The sequence below is a fragment of the Gordonia sp. BP-119 genome, from assembly GCF_016924115.1.
Taxonomy (GTDB): Bacteria; Actinomycetota; Actinomycetes; order Mycobacteriales; family Mycobacteriaceae; genus Gordonia; species Gordonia hongkongensis.
Genome location: NZ_JAFFZF010000002.1, coordinates 1 through 15,293 on the forward strand (window position 1 = coordinate 1; position 15,293 = coordinate 15,293).

General features: G+C 69.4%; 17 protein-coding genes. 10 read left to right on the plus strand and 7 right to left on the minus strand.

Translation table 11 applies throughout. The features are described from left to right. From JW364_RS01300 to JW364_RS01315, 4 genes are all read left to right on the plus strand, one after another. Window positions 1–1,847: LCP family protein (locus JW364_RS01300; RefSeq protein WP_240198503.1), on the plus strand; the 1,847-nt coding region annotated here is incomplete at its 5' end. Beyond that, window positions 1,835–2,551, plus strand: a complete 717-nt coding sequence (locus tag JW364_RS01305; RefSeq protein WP_055475040.1) for a TIGR03089 family protein — start codon at window positions 1,835–1,837, stop codon at window positions 2,549–2,551. The genes JW364_RS01300 and JW364_RS01305, both read left to right, overlap by 13 nt. A 38-nt stretch (window positions 2,552–2,589) precedes the next feature. After that, complete coding sequence (locus tag JW364_RS01310; RefSeq protein WP_055475041.1) at window positions 2,590–2,964, plus strand: nitroreductase family deazaflavin-dependent oxidoreductase; 375 nt, start codon at window positions 2,590–2,592, stop codon at window positions 2,962–2,964. 4 nt (window positions 2,965–2,968) lie between these two features. Further along, a complete protein-coding gene (locus tag JW364_RS01315; RefSeq protein WP_055475042.1) occupies window positions 2,969–3,799 on the plus strand; it encodes a dienelactone hydrolase family protein in 831 nt (276 codons plus the stop codon). Between the two features lie 12 nt (window positions 3,800–3,811). Here JW364_RS01315 and purE read toward each other — a convergent pair whose 3' ends face one another. Together purE and JW364_RS01325 are read right to left on the minus strand one after the other, a co-directional pair. Further along, entirely contained in the window at window positions 3,812–4,324 is a 513-nt protein-coding gene (gene purE / locus JW364_RS01320) for a 5-(carboxyamino)imidazole ribonucleotide mutase (RefSeq protein WP_055475043.1), read from the minus strand. Beyond that, window positions 4,321–5,517: a 5-(carboxyamino)imidazole ribonucleotide synthase gene (locus JW364_RS01325; protein ID WP_171011628.1), complete on the minus strand. Its 1,197-nt coding sequence runs from the start codon at window positions 5,515–5,517 to the stop codon at window positions 4,321–4,323. The genes purE and JW364_RS01325 overlap by 4 nt, the downstream gene beginning before the upstream one ends. 182 nt (window positions 5,518–5,699) lie before the next feature. Between JW364_RS01325 and JW364_RS01330 the strand changes: the two genes are divergently transcribed. After that, entirely contained in the window at window positions 5,700–6,260 is a 561-nt protein-coding gene (locus tag JW364_RS01330; RefSeq protein WP_197282748.1) for a GtrA family protein, read from the plus strand. On the opposite strand, the gene JW364_RS01335 is transcribed toward JW364_RS01330, so the two are convergent. The 3 genes from JW364_RS01335 to JW364_RS01345 are packed head-to-tail and all read right to left on the minus strand — an operon-like array spanning window position 6,232 to window position 8,928. Further along, window positions 6,232–7,629 (minus strand): sensor histidine kinase KdpD, encoded by a 1,398-nt coding sequence (locus JW364_RS01335; protein WP_055475045.1) that lies wholly within the window; start codon window positions 7,627–7,629, stop codon window positions 6,232–6,234. The genes JW364_RS01330 and JW364_RS01335 overlap by 29 nt on opposite strands. A gap of 7 nt (window positions 7,630–7,636) precedes the next feature. Beyond that, entirely contained in the window at window positions 7,637–8,311 is a 675-nt protein-coding gene (locus tag JW364_RS01340) for a response regulator transcription factor (RefSeq protein ID WP_004572230.1), read from the minus strand. Next, entirely contained in the window at window positions 8,308–8,928 is a 621-nt protein-coding gene (locus JW364_RS01345; RefSeq protein WP_055475046.1) for a PH domain-containing protein, read from the minus strand. The genes JW364_RS01340 and JW364_RS01345 overlap by 4 nt, the downstream gene beginning before the upstream one ends. A 144-nt stretch (window positions 8,929–9,072) precedes the next feature. Between JW364_RS01345 and JW364_RS01350 the strand changes: the two genes are divergently transcribed. Beyond that, complete coding sequence (locus tag JW364_RS01350; protein WP_055475047.1) at window positions 9,073–9,693, plus strand: hypothetical protein; 621 nt, start codon at window positions 9,073–9,075, stop codon at window positions 9,691–9,693. A 35-nt stretch (window positions 9,694–9,728) separates the two neighbouring features. Here the strand turns inward: JW364_RS01350 and JW364_RS01355 are convergent, their stop codons facing one another. Further along, on the minus strand, window positions 9,729–10,520 hold the full coding sequence (locus tag JW364_RS01355; protein WP_055475048.1) for a biotin--[acetyl-CoA-carboxylase] ligase: 792 nt from the start codon (window positions 10,518–10,520) through the stop codon (window positions 9,729–9,731). Between the two features lie 158 nt (window positions 10,521–10,678). Between JW364_RS01355 and JW364_RS01360 the strand changes: the two genes are divergently transcribed. The 3 genes from JW364_RS01360 to JW364_RS01370 are packed head-to-tail and all read left to right on the plus strand — an operon-like array spanning window position 10,679 to window position 13,229. After that, window positions 10,679–12,307, plus strand: coding sequence for an acyl-CoA carboxylase subunit beta (locus JW364_RS01360; RefSeq protein ID WP_055475049.1), 1,629 nt, complete (start codon window positions 10,679–10,681; stop codon window positions 12,305–12,307). Window positions 12,308–12,339: 32 nt separating this feature from the next. After that, window positions 12,340–12,558, plus strand: a complete 219-nt coding sequence (locus JW364_RS01365; RefSeq protein ID WP_171011626.1) for an acyl-CoA carboxylase subunit epsilon — start codon at window positions 12,340–12,342, stop codon at window positions 12,556–12,558. Window positions 12,559–12,560: 2 nt separating this feature from the next. After that, complete coding sequence (locus tag JW364_RS01370; protein WP_055475051.1) at window positions 12,561–13,229, plus strand: nucleoside triphosphate pyrophosphatase; 669 nt, start codon at window positions 12,561–12,563, stop codon at window positions 13,227–13,229. A gap of 25 nt (window positions 13,230–13,254) precedes the next feature. Here JW364_RS01370 and JW364_RS01375 read toward each other — a convergent pair whose 3' ends face one another. Further along, window positions 13,255–14,238, minus strand: a complete 984-nt coding sequence (locus tag JW364_RS01375; RefSeq protein ID WP_231632652.1) for a metalloprotease — start codon at window positions 14,236–14,238, stop codon at window positions 13,255–13,257. A 152-nt stretch (window positions 14,239–14,390) separates the two neighbouring features. On the opposite strand from JW364_RS01375, the gene JW364_RS01380 reads away from it, so the two are divergent. Beyond that, window positions 14,391–15,287, plus strand: coding sequence for a sulfurtransferase (locus JW364_RS01380; protein WP_055475116.1), 897 nt, complete (start codon window positions 14,391–14,393; stop codon window positions 15,285–15,287). Window positions 15,288–15,293 lie beyond the last annotated feature (6 nt).

A 15,293-nucleotide genomic window follows, 5' to 3' on the forward strand; every position in this document is an offset into this window, starting at 1 on the left:
ACCCCCGGCGTCGGCCGGCCGCCGACACCCGCAACTCCGAACGTCGCGCCCCCGGCGGTCGACGAGCCACGCCAGAAGCCGTGGAACCCACCCCTACCCGGCAGCGCCGCCCCGGCGAGCCGCGGCCCGTCCGACGCACCTCCGGCGAGATCCACACCCGCCCGGCCCCGGCCGCTAAGCGGACGTCCGAGCAGAAGCCGGGCGACCCCAAGACGAGCCCGCGGAAGCCGACCGCACGTCAGTCCACCGACCCGAAGCCGACCGGACCCAAGCAGACCGGACCCAAGCAGATTGGACCGAAATCGGCCGGACCGAAGCAGACCGGACCGAAGTCCGGCGACCGACGCACGGCGGCGACGTCGTCGACACCGGAACCACCGTCGAAGCCGCCGGCGGACAGCCGACGCAAAGGTGCCCGGACCCCGGGGGCCGGCTGGGGTCGTGCGCTCATCGCGGTCGCCTCGGTGGCGGTGCTGTTGTGCACCGGATACGCCTGGAACACGATGTCGGATCTGCAGACCCGCATCACCCAGCTCGGCGGACTCGATCTCGGCGGTGGCGCCGAAGACGGGGCCGTCGACATCCTCCTCGTGGGCACCGATTCGCGGACCGACGCCAAGGGCAATCCGCTGTCGCCGGAGGAACTCCGACTCCTGCGGTCGGGCGACGAGGTGGCGACCAACACCGACACCATCCTGCTGATCCGCATCCCCGACGACGGCTCGTCGGCGACCGCGATCTCGATCCCCCGCGACTCGTATGTCGACGTACCCGGTGTCGGGATGAGCAAGATCAACGCCGCCTACGGCACGACGCGCGAAACCGTTCGCGCGCAAGCGGTCACCGATGGCAAATCCGAGAGCGAGGCCGAGTCCGAGGGCACCCTGGCTGGCCGGAAGGCGTTGGTGGACACCGTCGCCAACCTGACCGGCGTGCAGGTCGACCACTACGCGGAGGTGGGCCTGCTGGGGTTCGTGCTGCTGACGAACGCGGCCGGGGGCATCGACGTCTGCCTGAACGACGCGGTCCGGGATCCCTTCACGGGCGCGCGGTTCCGCGCCGGCCGTCAGACTCTCGACGGGCCCAAGGCGCTCAGCTTCGTGCGCCAGCGCCACGGCCTCCCCCGCGGCGATCTCGACCGCATCACCCGTCAGCAGGCGTTCATGGCGTCGCTGACGCAGAAGATCATCTCGGCGAACACCCTGACCGATCCGGGTAAGCTGTCGGAGCTGCAGGACGCGGTGTCGCGATCGGTGGTCATCGACGACGACTGGGACATCATCCGGTTCGCCGAACAGCTCAAGGATCTCAGCGGCGGCCGGGTGAAGTTCGCGACCATCCCGATCGTGACCGAGCAGGGCTGGAGCGAGGACGGTCAGCAGAGCGTCGTCCAGGTGGACCCGCGCGAGGTCCAGGCCTTCACCGGTGACCTGCTGGCACCGAAGCAGACGCAGGGCATCCAGCGCGGCGACTACACGGTCGACGTGGTCAACGCCGGCACCATCGACGGGCTCGCCTCGAACGTCGCGAACATCTTGACCAACAAGGGTTTCCGGGTCGGAGCCACCTCCAGCGGCAAGGCCGACACGAAGGACTCGATCGTGTACGCCAAGGAGGAGAGCGACGCCGCTCGGCTCCTCGCCAAGGATCTCGGCGGCGCCCAGGTCGTCGCCGATCCCGCCCTCGGCGACGATCAGTTGAAGGTGGTGCTCACCAACACCTACGCCGGTCCGGGCTCGATCAGCGACACCGGCGACCAGACCGACAACACGCCGGCGAGCGAGCGCGTCGGCAACAAGCGCCCGCCGATCACCGCGGGCAACGAGGGGCCCATGTGCGTGAACTGACTCCGAACACTCTCACCGACGCGATCTTCGCCGCGGTCGCCGATCATTCGCGTCCGCTGCTGACCTACTACGACGACGCGACCGGTGAGCGCACCGAGCTCTCGGCGGCGACCCTCGGCAACTGGGCGGCCAAGACCGCGAACTACCTACGCGACGAGATCGGGGTCGCCGAAGGCGATGTCGTCGCGGTCGATCTCCCGGAGCACTGGCAGACGGCCGGCATCCTGCTGGGCGCGCTCTGGGCGGGCGCCGAGGTGCACTTCGACTCCACCGAAGACCCGATGATCGTGTTCACCAGCCGTGATCGCCTGGACAGCCATCCCGACGTCGACGAGGTCGTGGTCGCCTCGCTCGATCCGTTCGCGCTGCCGCTGCGCGACCTGCCGCCCGGCGTCGGCGACTACGGCAGCGTCGTCCGCGTCCACGGCGATCAGTTCTCGTCTCGGTACCCTGCATCGGCCACCCTGGAGGGCGCCCCCATCGGCGAGGTGCTCGACGACGCCCGGGCGACGGCTGAGCGCGAGGGAATCGGACCGGGCGCCCGCGTGGTGTCCACCCGGCCGTGGTACTCCGGCGACCGGGTGATCGCTCACCTCCTGGCACCTCTGCTGGCGGGCGGCAGCCTCGTCCACGTCTCCGCGGCCTCACCGGAACGGCTCGCGGCGATCGCCGAGATGGAAAAGGCCACCCTGATCCTGTCGTGAACCCCGCGGGCACGCCGCCGATCGGGCACAGTGGGGACATGCGAATCCCCCGCGTGGTGGCCCGGCTGAACAAGCGAGTGACCAACCCCATCCAGCGACAATGGGCGCCCAGACTGGCTCCGTACGCGATGGTCGAGCACGTCGGACGCAAGTCCGGCAGGCACTACTCCATCCCGGTGATGGCGTGGGTCGACGGCGATCGTCTCACCATCATCCTCACGTACGGGCGGCACACCGATTGGGTCCGAAACGTGCAGGCCGCCGGGACCTTCGGCCTGATCCGCAAGAACCGGCACTACCGGGTGACCGGTCCGCGGGTGGTGCCGTCGGACTCGCCGGACATCGCCCAGGGTGCCCGCATCCCGGCGCGACTCTTCGACTCCGCGCTCCTCGGCACACTGCACGCGGCGTGATCTGATGGCCGACGACCCGCTCGACGACTTCGTCGCCGAGGACGTGACCCTGTACGGGACCACCCGCCGGGTGCATCGCCTCGGCAGTGGTCCCGCCGTCATCGTCATCGCCGAGATGCCGGGGATCAGCCCCAAGGTCGCCGACGTCGCGCGCCGGGTGGCCGGGGCGGGCGCCACCGCGGTGCTGCCGTCGCTGTTCGGCGTCGACGGCCGTGATCCTCGCCCGGACAACCTCGGCGCGGTCGGCTCGGCGACGAACATGCTCGGCACCATCGCCCGGGCCTGCATCACCCGCGAGTTCACGATCCTGGCCACCGGCAAGACGTCACCGGTCGCGTCGTGGCTGCGGGCGTTGGCCGCCCGCGAACACGACCGGTGCGGCGGCCCCGGGGTCGGTGCCGTCGGGATGTGTTTCACCGGCGGGTTCGCACTCGCGATGGCCACCGACGAGCGGATGCTCGCCCCGGTGCTGTCCCAGCCCTCACTGCCGTTCGCGGTGTTGCCGGGACGCGCGCGGGCCATCGACGTGAGCGAGTCGGATCTCGCTCTGGTGCAGGCGCGGTGCGCACGCGGCCTCGAGGTGATGGGTCTGCGTTTCCAGGGCGACCGTCTGGTGCCGGGAGCCCGATTCGCGTATCTCCGGGAGATCCTCGGCGACGCCTTCATCGGCATCGAGCTACCCGACGAGTCCGCGAACCCGGATTCGATGCTGCCGCGGCCACATTCGGTGCTCACCGAGGACCTCCGCGACGAGCCAGGGCAACCGACCCGCGAGGCCTACGATCGGGTCATCGACTTCTTCACCGCGAAGCTCGGCCTGCAGCCGACGATCTGATCGGCGGAAGTGCTACTCCCCCAGCAGTTCCTGCTGGAGTGCCGCGTCCTTGTCGAGAACCATCTGTTCGAGCCCCTGCTGGAATTCGACCATCCGGGCGCGCAGGTCGGCGTCGGCGGCGGCGAGGATGCGGACCGCGAGCAGCCCGGCGTTGCGGGCGCCGCCGACCGACACCGTGGCCACCGGGACCCCGGCGGGCATCTGCACGATCGACAGCAGCGAATCCAGTCCGTCGAGATGCCGCAACGGGACCGGTACCCCGATCACCGGCAGCGGGGTCGCCGACGCGACCATGCCCGGAAGATGCGCGGCGCCACCGGCTCCCGCGATGATCACCTCGATGCCGTGGCCCGCCGCCCCTGCCGCGTAGTCGAGCATGCGCTGCGGTGTGCGGTGAGCCGAGACGACGCCCACCTGGAACGGCACGTCGAACTCGGCGAGGGCCTCGGCGGCCGCCTTCATCGTCGGCCAGTCCGAATCACTGCCCATGATCAGGCCCACCCGCGGGCCGTGCGTCTCACTCATGAATGTTCATCCCATCCGTCGGTCCACGTCGCCCGCGACATCCACTGGGCCGCGCGTTCGGCACGCTCCCGTACCGACTCCGGCGAATCCCCTTCGCGCCCGACGATGTTCACATGCCCGATCTTGCGATCGGGCCGCTCGCCCTTGCCGTAGAGATGCACCTTGGCCTCGGGCATCCGGGCCATGAGGTGGTGCAGCCGCTCGTCCATCGACATCGCCGGTGCGTCCGCCGCGCCGAGGATGTTGGCCATCACCGTCACCGGCGCACTCGGTGCCGTGCTGCCCAACGGATAGTCGAGGACGGCGCGCAGGTGCTGCTCGAACTGCGAGGTCACCGCGCCGTCCATCGTCCAGTGCCCGCTGTTGTGCGGACGCATCGCCAGCTCGTTGACGACCAGCTCGCCGTCGACGGTCTCGAAGAGTTCCATCGCCATCACACCGACCACACCGAGCTCGTCGGCCAGCCGCAACGCCATCTGCTGTGCCTGCGCGGCGACCTCGTCGTCGAGCCCGGGAGCCGGTGCCAGGACGACCGCGCACTGCCCGTGGCGCTGGATGGTCTCGACCACCGGCCACGCCCCACCCTGACCGAACGGCGACCGCGCGATCATCGCCGACAACTCTCGTCGCATCGGCACCTTCTGTTCGGCGAGCAGCGCCGGTGCGTCGTCGGGGTACTCGTCGAAGACCGCGAGAGCGTCGTCCGCGCCGTCGACGAGCCACACCCCGCGGCCGTCGTAACCGCCGCGGACCGCCTTGACGACGATGGCCCAGTCGTTGGCCTCGCCGAACTCGATCAGACGAGACCGGGCCGCGGCCCGGTCCCCGGACAGGTCGGCGAAGTCGGGCACGGGCAGTCCGAGCTCGGCCAGCCGGACCCGCATGGCGAGCTTGTCCTGCGCGAAATGCAGCGCCTTCGACGGCGGCAGCACCGCGACGCCGTCGGCTTCGAGTGCCTGCAGGTGCGCCAGCGGGACGCCCTCGTGGTCGAAGGTCACCGCGACCGACCCGGACGCGGCGCGCCGCAGATCGTCGAGGTCGTCGTGCGACCCCAGGACGATGTCGGCGCTCACCTGGGCGGCCGGATCGGATTCCGAGGCCGCCAGTACCCGCAGGCACTGGCCCAGGGCGATGGCGGCCTGGTGGGTCATCCGAGCGAGTTGGCCGCCGCCGATCATCGTCACGGTCGGCATCCCCGACGCCCGGCCGCCCGGGCGCCCCGATTCAGGGACCGGCGGCACCTGCGACGACGGGGACACGGCCCCGCCGACCTGCTCGCGTGAATTCACGCGCACCATCGTGGCATGTATGCGGCATCATTCGCACAACCGCCCGGCACGTGTCCCGGCGGTTTCGTTTCGTACACTCGGATCTTGTGCCATTGATCGACGAGATGATCGCCCGCCTCCCAGCGCCGGTCCGTCGGCTCGTGATGCGGCACCACGAACTGATCAAGTTCGCGATGGTCGGCGGGACCACCTTCGTCTTCGACCTCGCCATCTTCTACAGCCTGAGCCTCACGGTCCTGGAGACCAAGCCGGTCATCGCCAAGGTCATTGCCGGCGTCCTGGCCACCATCCTGAGCTACATCCTCAATCGCGAGTGGGCGTTCAAGAACCGCGGCGGCCGCGAACGTCACCACGAGGCGATGCTGTTCTTCGCCATCAGCGGTATCGGCGTCATCCTCCAGGCCGCTCCACTGTTCGTCGCCAACAACATCTTCGACATGCGCTCCAACCTGAGCGTGTCCGAGATCGTGGTCATCGACTTCGTGCTCGGCTACATCATCGGCAACCTCATGCAGATGGCGTTCCGGTTCTGGGCACTGCGCAAGTTCGCCTTCCCCGAAGAACAGTTGCGCGGCGGGGACGCCGGATCGACCGACCTGCACCCCTCGCTCGCCGAGCTCAACGATGAGGAACTCGGTCACGCCTGACGCCCGATCGCGGGGACCGGCCGGAGTTCTCGTCGATCTCGTCGGCGAGTTCGGAGTCGCCCCGGTCGGTGCCGAGCTGATCGCGTCCGGTGACCAGCCGCGCGGGCACGACGATCGCGAACACCGGCGGTCGCCGGACGGTCAGTTCGAGTCGGCCACCGTCGGATTCGATCAATGCCCGCGCGAGTGACAGGCCGACCCCGCTCCGGCCCGCGCCGGGCCGTCGCCCGGCCGAGAAACCCCGACGGAAGATGTGTGCGGCGATCTCGTCGGCGACCCCGTCACCCTCGTCGGCGACGGTGATGCGCACCAGATCGCCCGCGGGCAGGGTGCCGACGTGGATCCGGCAGGTCCCGCGGCCGTGCTGCAGGGCGTTGTCGACCAGCACACTGACCGCCTCCCGGAGACGACCCGGGTTCGCGGTCAGCGCGTGCGGGACGCCGTCGAAGGTCGCCAGCAGTTCGCGGCCCCTCGCCTCGAAGGCGTGCCGGAAATCCCCGACCAGCGTCGTCAGCATGTCCGACACGTCGACGAACTCGGGCGCGGGTTCGTCGGCCCGGGACGCCTCGACCAGCTCGTCGAGTTCGGCGGAGAGCCGCTCGATCTGATCGAGGGCGGCCTCGGCCTCGGTGACGACCGCGGGGTCATCGTGCAGGGAGAGTTCCTCCAGGCGCAGCTGGATCGCGGTGAGGCGGCTGCGCAACTGGTGGGAGGCGTCACCGGCGACCTCTCGCTCGCGCTCGAGGCGTAGGGCGAGTTCGGCGTTCGCGTCGGCCAGTGCACGCGACACCCGATCGAGTTCGGCGATGCCGTACATCTTCCACTGGGTCCGGAAGTCGCCCCGGCCCATGGTCGCGGCCCGATCGGCGAGATCGGTCAGCGGATCGACGATCCGACCCGCGGTGACCGCGGCGACGAGCGTGCCGCCGATGACGGACGCGACGACGATGACGGCCACGATCGAGGCGGCGGTGAACTGGTCGTTGCGCACCTCGTCGCGCGGGATGGACAGGGTCAGCGTCCCGGCTGCGCCGAGCGCGATGGACTCCGAGAGCCGGGGCTCGCTGATGTCCGCCCCGACCACCGTGCGCTGCAGGGTGCCGGTGAGGTCGGGGAAGGTGACGATCAGGCTGCCGTTCGGCGGCAGCAGCAGCTGGAACGCCTCACGGTCGAGGGACTCCGGCGGGATCCGGCCGTCGGCCCCCTCCTGCCGGATCAGCTGGTCTGCGATGACCTTCAGCCGATTGTCGAGGTCCTGATGCGCGTTGTCGGCGACCCACCACCACGCGACGACACTCAGCGGGATGCCCAGCAGCCCACCGACCGCCAGCAGGACGGCGATCATGGTCGTGAGCAGGCGACGGCGCATGAGACGACTAGGGGTCGAACCGGAATCCGACGCCGCGCACGGTCACGATGTGGCGGGGACGGTCGTGGCGGTCGTCGCCGATCTTCCGGCGCAGCCACGAGATGTGCATGTCCAGGGTCTTCGACGACCGCAGGTCGGCCGAACCCCACACCTCGGTGAGGATCTCCTCGCGCGTCACCACCTCGCCCGCGCGTTCCATGAGGAAGCGCAGCAGGTCGAACTCGCGGTTGGCCAGGGTGAGGTCGTGTCCGTTCACCAGGACGCGGCGTGCCCGCGCGTCCAGGCGTAGGGCACCGCCCTCGAGGACGACGTCGCCGGGCTGGCGACGCCGCAGGAGGGCACGCACCCGCGCCAGCAGCTCGGCCAGGCGGAACGGCTTGCCGACGTAGTCGTCGGCGCCGGCGTCGAGGCCGACCACGAAATCCACCTCGTCGGTGCGTGCGGTCAGCATCAGCACCGCGAGCGCGGGTCGCTGGGCCCGTACCCGCCGGCACACCTCCAGACCGTCGAGCACCGGTAGCCCGAGGTCGAGGATGAGCAGTTCATAGCGGGTGTCGAGGGCTTTCTCCAGGGCATCCGCCCCGGTCGAGACCACCTCGCAGCCGTAACCCTCACGCGACAGCGCCCGCGCGAGCGGTTCGGCGATCGCGGCGTCGTCCTCGGCGAGCAGCACGGTCGTCATCGGTCGCGGACCCCCCGGTTCTCCGCCCGGTCACCGGGGTGCACGGGACCGTCGGCGGGCTGGTCGTGGGAATCGCGCCGGTGTCCGTCCCACGGATGATCTTCGTCGTCGTGGACGTCGAGCACCTCGTGGTACAGCAGCGCGTGCACCCTCTCCACCTGCGGGATGTCGTCGAAGGACAGCGGTTCGTCGGAGGCCGACTCGATGACCAGCGTGCCGGTGCGCAGCATCCGGTCGACGAGGCCGTGCCGGAACTCGACGGTGTTGATCCGGCGGATCGGGATGTCGATGCCCGACCGGGTGATGATTCCGTTGCGGAACATCACCCGCCGGTCGGTGAGCACGAAATGCGTTGTCTTCCAGGACATCAGCGGGCGGACGAAGTACCAGCAGAAGCCGATGGCCCAGACCGCCGCGACCGCGATGAGCAGCACGGTCTGCGGTGTCGACCGCAACCCCGACGACGTGATGACGCCGAGGAGTACGCCGGCGGCGGCGGTGAGGAGCCCGAACAACAGGAACGGCCCGAGCAGGCATTTCCAGTGCGGGTGCCGATGGAGTACGACGCGTTCCCCCGACGCCAGGTTCTCCCGCGGATAGGCCATGCGGCTCAGCATAAACGGCCGGGTGCCGCAGTAGACTGCCAATCACGCCGACCGCCGCCGTCCTCGTGCCGTGAGCATGCCAGGGCCCTGACACCAGATCCGACCGACACCAGATCCGACCATCGGCTTTCACGACCGGTCGGGGAGGAGAACGCCATGAGCTACCAGGATCCCCGCGACCCGCGGACCGCGCGCTACGAGTCCGGTTACACACCCGAGTCGCGTGCCTACAGCAGCCAGAACGACCCCTATGCGCGCGATCCGTACGCCGCCGATCCCTATGCGGGAGATCCGTACGGGGGCCAGGGCGCCTACGGCCGGCCGGGCCAGCCCGCCAAGCCCCGTCGTGGCCCGGACATCAATCCCGTCACGTTCGCCGGCGGTGTGGTCATGACCGGCGTGGTGACCGGTCTCGCGGCATGGCTCGTCGCCTGGATCATCTCCGCATTCGTGGAGAAGGTGAACGAGTCGGGCAAGTTCGGCGTGTGGAACCCGGTCGCCGCCAGCGAGCTCTGGTTCGGCGTCGTCGGCTTCCTGTGCGCGCTTGCCGCGGGTGCGCTCTGGTACGTGCTGCACCTGGTCACGCCGTCACCCGATCAGTTCTACCGGTGGATCGTCGGCCTGCTGCTGGTGGCGGCCGTGCTGATCCCGATCCTGACCTACAACCAGATCTCGGTGGGCATCGAGACCGCGATCGTGCATCTGGTGATCGGTCTGCCTTCGCTGACGATCATCCCGGCGATGGCCGGCAAGAGCGTCCAGCGCCCCGCCGGCTGAGCCGGCGAGGAGCGGAGCGACGAGCCGAGTCGAAGTCACTCCGGCCGCAGGTGGGTGACATCGCCCGCGGCGGCCACCACCTGCTCACCGTCGGCGTCGACGACGATCCGGCCGGAGGGGTCGACACCGGTCGCGGTGCCGACGACCTCACGATTGCCGGGCAGGACCAGCCGTACGCGGCGGCCGATGGTGTCGCTGTCGTCGCGGTACCGCGCCGCGAGCCCGTCCAGGTCGTGCGGCCACAGGTCGAGCAGCTCGGAGAGCGCCCGCAGGTACGACGCGGCGAGCTCGGTCAGGGGGACGTCGCGGCCGGTGGCGAGCCGGAGCGAGGTGGCGGTCGGGACCGGCAGCTGCTCCTCCGCCATCGTGGTGTTGAGCCCGGTGCCGATCACCGCCACGCCTCCCGGGCCACCTGCGGCATGCTCGCTGCGGGTGTATTCCGAGAGGATGCCCGCGACCTTCTTGCCGTCGATCAGCACGTCGTTCGGCCATTTGAGCGTCGGACGGATCCCCATCGCGTCGTCGACACCCTGCACGGCGGCGAGTCCGGCCAGCAGCGACAGCCAGCCCAGGTCCTCGGTGTGGTCGGCGACGTCGAGCGCGGCCGACATGGCCAGCTGCGTGCCGGCCGGCGCGGTCCAGGTGCGGGCGTGGCGGCCACGTCCGGCGGTCTGGTCGGTGGTGATCCGCACGGCGCCCCCGACGGATTCGCCGGCGGCGCGCGAGACGAGGTCGGCATTGGTCGAACCGGTCGCCTCGACCACCTCGATGCGGTGCCAGCGGGTGCCGGTGAGACGGGTGCGGAGCAGATCGGCGTCGAGACTCATACCTGACGAAACTACTGGCCGCCGCCTCCGCACGAACGGATACCACCGGTTTCACGGTCGACCCGCCGGCCCACCGACCGATCGCTCGTAAACCTGAGGGATATCTCACGTTGATCCGGTTGACGTGGCTCACACTCGGGTAGTTAGCATCGTCAGTCATGACCACTGCTTCGCGCGACGACGCCGCCGCTCCCGACATCCACACGACGGCGGGAAAGCTCGCCGATCTGCGCAATCGTCTCGAGGAGACCAAGCATCCGGTGGGTGAGGCCGCCGTCGAGAAGACCCACGCCAAGGGCAAGCTCACCGCGCGGGAACGGATCACCCACCTGCTCGACGAGGGGTCCTTCGTCGAACTCGACGCCCTCGCCCGGCACCGCAGCACCAACTTCGGACTCGCCGAGCGCCGCCCGCTCGGTGACGGCGTCGTCTCGGGTTACGGCACCATCGACGGTCGCGAGGTCTGCGTCTTCTCGCAGGATTCGACGGTCTTCGGCGGCAGCCTCGGCGAGGTCTACGGCGAGAAGATCGTCAAGGTCATGGACCTCGCGATCAAGACCGGTCGCCCCCTGATCGGCATCAACGACGGCGCCGGCGCCCGCATCCAGGAGGGCGTGGTCTCGCTCGGCCTCTACGGCGAGATCTTCCACCGCAACGTGCGTGCTTCCGGTGTCATCCCGCAGATCTCGCTGATCATGGGCGCCGCGGCCGGCGGTCACGTGTACTCCCCCGCGCTCACCGACTTCGTGGTCATGGTCGACCAGACCAGCCAGATGTTCATCACCGGTCCGGACGTCATCAAGACGGTCACCGGTGAAGAGGTGACGATGGAGGAGCTCGGCGGCGCCCACACGCACATGTCGAAGTCGGGCACCGCGCACTACGTCGCCTCCGACGAAGAGGACGCCCTGGAGTACGTCAAGGAACTCCTGAGCTACCTGCCGAGCAACAACCGCGCCGATGCCCCGCGTCTGCCCGTCGCGCAGCCGGCCGCCGGTTCCATCGAGGACACCCTCACCGAAGAAGACCTCGAGCTCGACACCCTGATCCCGGATTCGCCGAACCAACCCTATGACATGCACGAGGTCATCCGTCGCATACTCGACGACGACGAGTTCCTCGAGGTGCAGGCCGAGTACGCGACGAACATCATCATCGGCTACGGCCGGGTGGACGGCCGCAGCGTCGGCATCGTCGCCAACCAGCCGACGCAGTTCGCCGGCTGCCTCGACATCGACGCCTCGGAGAAGGCCGCCCGGTTCGTGCGCACCTGCGACGCCTTCAACATCCCCATCGTCACCCTGGTCGACGTCCCGGGCTTCCTTCCCGGCACCGATCAGGAGTACCGCGGCATCATCCGTCGCGGTGCGAAGCTGCTCTACGCCTACGGCGAGGCGACGGTCGGCAAGATCACCGTCATCACCCGGAAGGCCTACGGCGGCGCGTACGACGTCATGGGCTCCAAGCACATGGGTGCCGACGTGAACCTGGCGTGGCCCACCGCCCAGATCGCCGTCATGGGCGCCTCGGGTGCGGTCGGGTTCGTGTACCGCAGCCAGCTCAAGGACGCGGCCGCCAAGGGTGAGGACGTCGACGCACTGCGTCTGCAGCTGCAGGAGGAGTACGAGGACACCCTCGTCAACCCGTATGTCGCGGCCGCCCGCGGATACGTGGACGCGGTGATCCCGCCGAGCCACACCCGCGGTCAGATCGCCACTGCGCTCAAGCTGCTCGAGCGCAAGATGGTCAACCTGCCGCCCAAGAAGCACGGCAACATCCCCCTGTGACACCAGCGGTCAGTTCCGAGAGCGAGAATTCCGTGAGCGAAGACTCCACGAAGTCCGAGCGTCCGTTCCTGACGGTCGTCGGCGGCAATCCGACCGACGAGGACCTCGCCGTGCTGGTGACCGTCCTCGCCGGTGCCGGTTCGGGCGGCGGTTCGGCCGAGCCCGAGACCCGGAACGACTGGGGCCACCCGATCGACCGGCTGCGTCCGCAGTGGGGCGGCCCGGGAAGCTTCACCAACCTGCGTTACTGACGATGACATCCGAATCCGAGATCGGGCCGGGTACTCCCGGCCCGATCTTCGTACTCGGTTCGGCCTCCCCTGCCCGGCTCCGCATCCTTCGGGCGGCAGGCGTCGAGCCGGTCGTGCGGGTGTCGGATGTCGACGAGGATGCGCTCCTCGCCGCGCTCCCCGATTCCACACCGGCCGGTGTGGTGGTCGCCGAACTCGCCCGCGCGAAGGCGGAAGCCGTTGCGGCACTTCCGGAGATCGCCGAACTCGCCGGGTCCGGCAGCGCCGTGGCCGTCATCGGCTGCGACTCGATGCTCCATCTAGGCGGCCGGCTGCTCGGCAAACCGCACACCCCCGAACGCGCCGTCGCGCAGTGGTCGGAGATGCGCGGTCGTAGCGCGGACCTGCTGACCGGCCATCACCTGATCCGCCTCGACCGGCCCGCGACCGCCGGCGGGACGAGCTCCACCACGATCCATTTCGCCGCCGCCGACGACCACGTCATCGAGCGGTATGTCGCCAGCGGTGAACCTCTACAGGTGGCCGGCGCATTCACCCTCGACGGTCTGGGTGGCTGGCTGGTCGAGCGCATCGAGGGCGACCCGTCGTCGGTCATCGGTATCGGCCTGCCGCTGGTCCGCACCCTCCTGGCCGACGTCGGGCTCTCGGTCACCGACTTCTGGCGCCACTGACGACGACCCGCTCCCTGAGGTGGCCCTACTCCACCTCGAAGAATTCCGGCCAGTACCGCTCGATGCAGTCGACCGGCTGACCCTGGCGGTTGAACTGCGGGCCGGTCAGTCCGACCGTCAACGCCACCGCACGTTCGCGCGCCGAGCCGTGTCCGGACGCGCCGCCGGTGTCGCCGATGATCGGCAGCAGCGTCGCGACCTGCAGGATCTCCCGCGCGCCGAGCGCATCACGCTGGTAGGCGGTTGCACCCCAGTTCGCGGCCAGGCAGTCGGCGATGAGCTCGCTGTTCTTGCCGGCCGGGAGACGGCTGTCGGGGATGTCGAACGCCTCGGCCATCCGGAACACGACGTTGTGGCCGTATTCGTGAGCGACCACGATCGCCGCGGTGAAGTCGCCGACGATCGGCGATGGCACCCCGAAGACGTTGCCGTCCCAGATGGCCGCGAAGGTGTCGACCGGGAGCACGATGCTGCCCTCGGTCGGGGTGCCCTCTCCGTTCGGTTCGGTGTCCACTCCACAGAAGAACGCGTTGGCCTCGTCGGACGGGATCGGTACGGGGTTCGAATCCTCGTCGCCGGCAATGCACTCCGTGGCGAAGGAGGTGCCGGACTCGATCAGCACCCGTCCCGGTGCCGGGTCGCCCCAGCCCAGTTCGTCGAACCACCCACCCCATGTCTGGTCGAGGTCGTCGAGGAGCGTGGTCAGGTAGTCGGGCACCGCGGTGTCCACGTTGGCCGGGGTGACCCCGCTGGTCATGAGTTCCGCGGTCGGCGTCGGCAACTTCGGGCAGTCGTCGGGCCGGCACTGCGCCGCGTCGGCGTCGCCGGTCGGGTCCGTTGAGCGCGACGGCGTCGGACTCGGTGCGCTGCTTGTCGACGCGGACGACGGACGGGACTCCCCGGAATTCTCGGACGGGATGAGTGCGCATCCGCTTCCGACGGTCAGTGTCACCACGGCGGCCAGAGCGACCGCCCACCGCATCGCGAGGGGCCCGCGTCGATCGATCATTCGGCGAACGTAGCAGGCGGGACCCGCTTCACCTGGGGTTTGTCGTCTGATCGAAGCACGCTCCGGCCGATGCCCTACGCTTTATCAGCGGGACCGCAGATGGTCCGCGCGTGATCCACGCGGAACGTCCGAACAGCGAGCTGGAGAGCACCGTGAGCGTTGACACCGACCCGAATCCGGCCTTCGCCGACTACGCCCACCCCGAGCGGCTGGTGACGACCCAGTGGCTGTCGGCGCATCTCGGCGCCAAAGGACTCAAGATCATCGAGTCCGACGAGGATGTGCTGCTCTACGACATCGGCCACATCCCGACCGCTCAGAAGATCGACTGGCACCTTCATCTCAACGACCCGGTCACGCGCGACTACATCAACGGCGAGCAGTTCGCGGAACTGATGCGCAGCAAGGGAATCGAACGCGACGACACTGTCGTGATCTACGGCGACAAGAGCAACTGGTGGGCCGCCTACGCGCTGTGGGTCTTCACCTTGTTCGGCCACGAGGACGTCCGCCTGCTCGACGGTGGCCGCGACGCCTGGATGGCCGAGGACCGTGACACCTCCTTCGACGTCCCCGATTACCCGCGGTCGGACTACCCGGTGGTCGAGCGCGACGACGCCAAGATCCGCGCGTTCGCGCCGCAGGTCCTGGAGGCCCTGGGCACCGAGCCCCTCGTCGACGTCCGTTCCCCGCAGGAGTACACCGGCGAGCGCACGCACATGCCGGACTACCCGGAGGAGGGCGCGCTGCGCGGCGGGCACATCCCGACCGCCATCTCGATCCCGTGGGCGAAGTCCGCTGCCCCCGACGGCCGTTTCCGCAGCCGCGCCGAACTCGACGAGATCTACGCCGGGCTCGACCCGAAGACGCCCACGATCGCCTACTGCCGCATCGGTGAGCGGTCGAGCCACACCTGGTTCGTGCTGACACATCTGCTGGGGCACACCGCGGTCCGCAACTACGACGGATCGTGGACCGAGTGGGGCAACGCGGTGCGCGTGCCGATCGCCGTCGGCGAGGAGCCGGGCGCCGTTCCCGGCACCGAGTGAACCCGA

Excerpts from the sequence above, each read along its gene's own strand:
- JW364_RS01310 (WP_055475041.1), top strand. The coding sequence starts at position 2,590 with ATGCGAATCCCCCGCGTGGTGGCCCGGCTGAACAAGCGAGTGACCAAC.
- JW364_RS01315 (WP_055475042.1), top strand. The coding sequence starts at position 2,969 with ATGGCCGACGACCCGCTCGACGACTTCGTCGCCGAGGACGTGACCCTG.
- purE (WP_055475043.1), bottom strand. The coding sequence starts at position 4,324 with ATGAGTGAGACGCACGGCCCGCGGGTGGGCCTGATCATGGGCAGTGAT.
- JW364_RS01325 (WP_171011628.1), bottom strand. The coding sequence starts at position 5,517 with ATGCCGACCGTGACGATGATCGGCGGCGGCCAACTCGCTCGGATGACC.
- JW364_RS01335 (WP_055475045.1), bottom strand. The coding sequence starts at position 7,629 with ATGCGCCGTCGCCTGCTCACGACCATGATCGCCGTCCTGCTGGCGGTC.
- JW364_RS01340 (WP_004572230.1), bottom strand. The coding sequence starts at position 8,311 with ATGACGACCGTGCTGCTCGCCGAGGACGACGCCGCGATCGCCGAACCG.
- JW364_RS01345 (WP_055475046.1), bottom strand. The coding sequence starts at position 8,928 with ATGCTGAGCCGCATGGCCTATCCGCGGGAGAACCTGGCGTCGGGGGAA.
- JW364_RS01350 (WP_055475047.1), top strand. The coding sequence starts at position 9,073 with ATGAGCTACCAGGATCCCCGCGACCCGCGGACCGCGCGCTACGAGTCC.
- JW364_RS01355 (WP_055475048.1), bottom strand. The coding sequence starts at position 10,520 with ATGAGTCTCGACGCCGATCTGCTCCGCACCCGTCTCACCGGCACCCGC.
- JW364_RS01360 (WP_055475049.1), top strand. The coding sequence starts at position 10,679 with ATGACCACTGCTTCGCGCGACGACGCCGCCGCTCCCGACATCCACACG.
- JW364_RS01370 (WP_055475051.1), top strand. The coding sequence starts at position 12,561 with ATGACATCCGAATCCGAGATCGGGCCGGGTACTCCCGGCCCGATCTTC.
- JW364_RS01375 (WP_231632652.1), bottom strand. The coding sequence starts at position 14,238 with ATGATCGATCGACGCGGGCCCCTCGCGATGCGGTGGGCGGTCGCTCTG.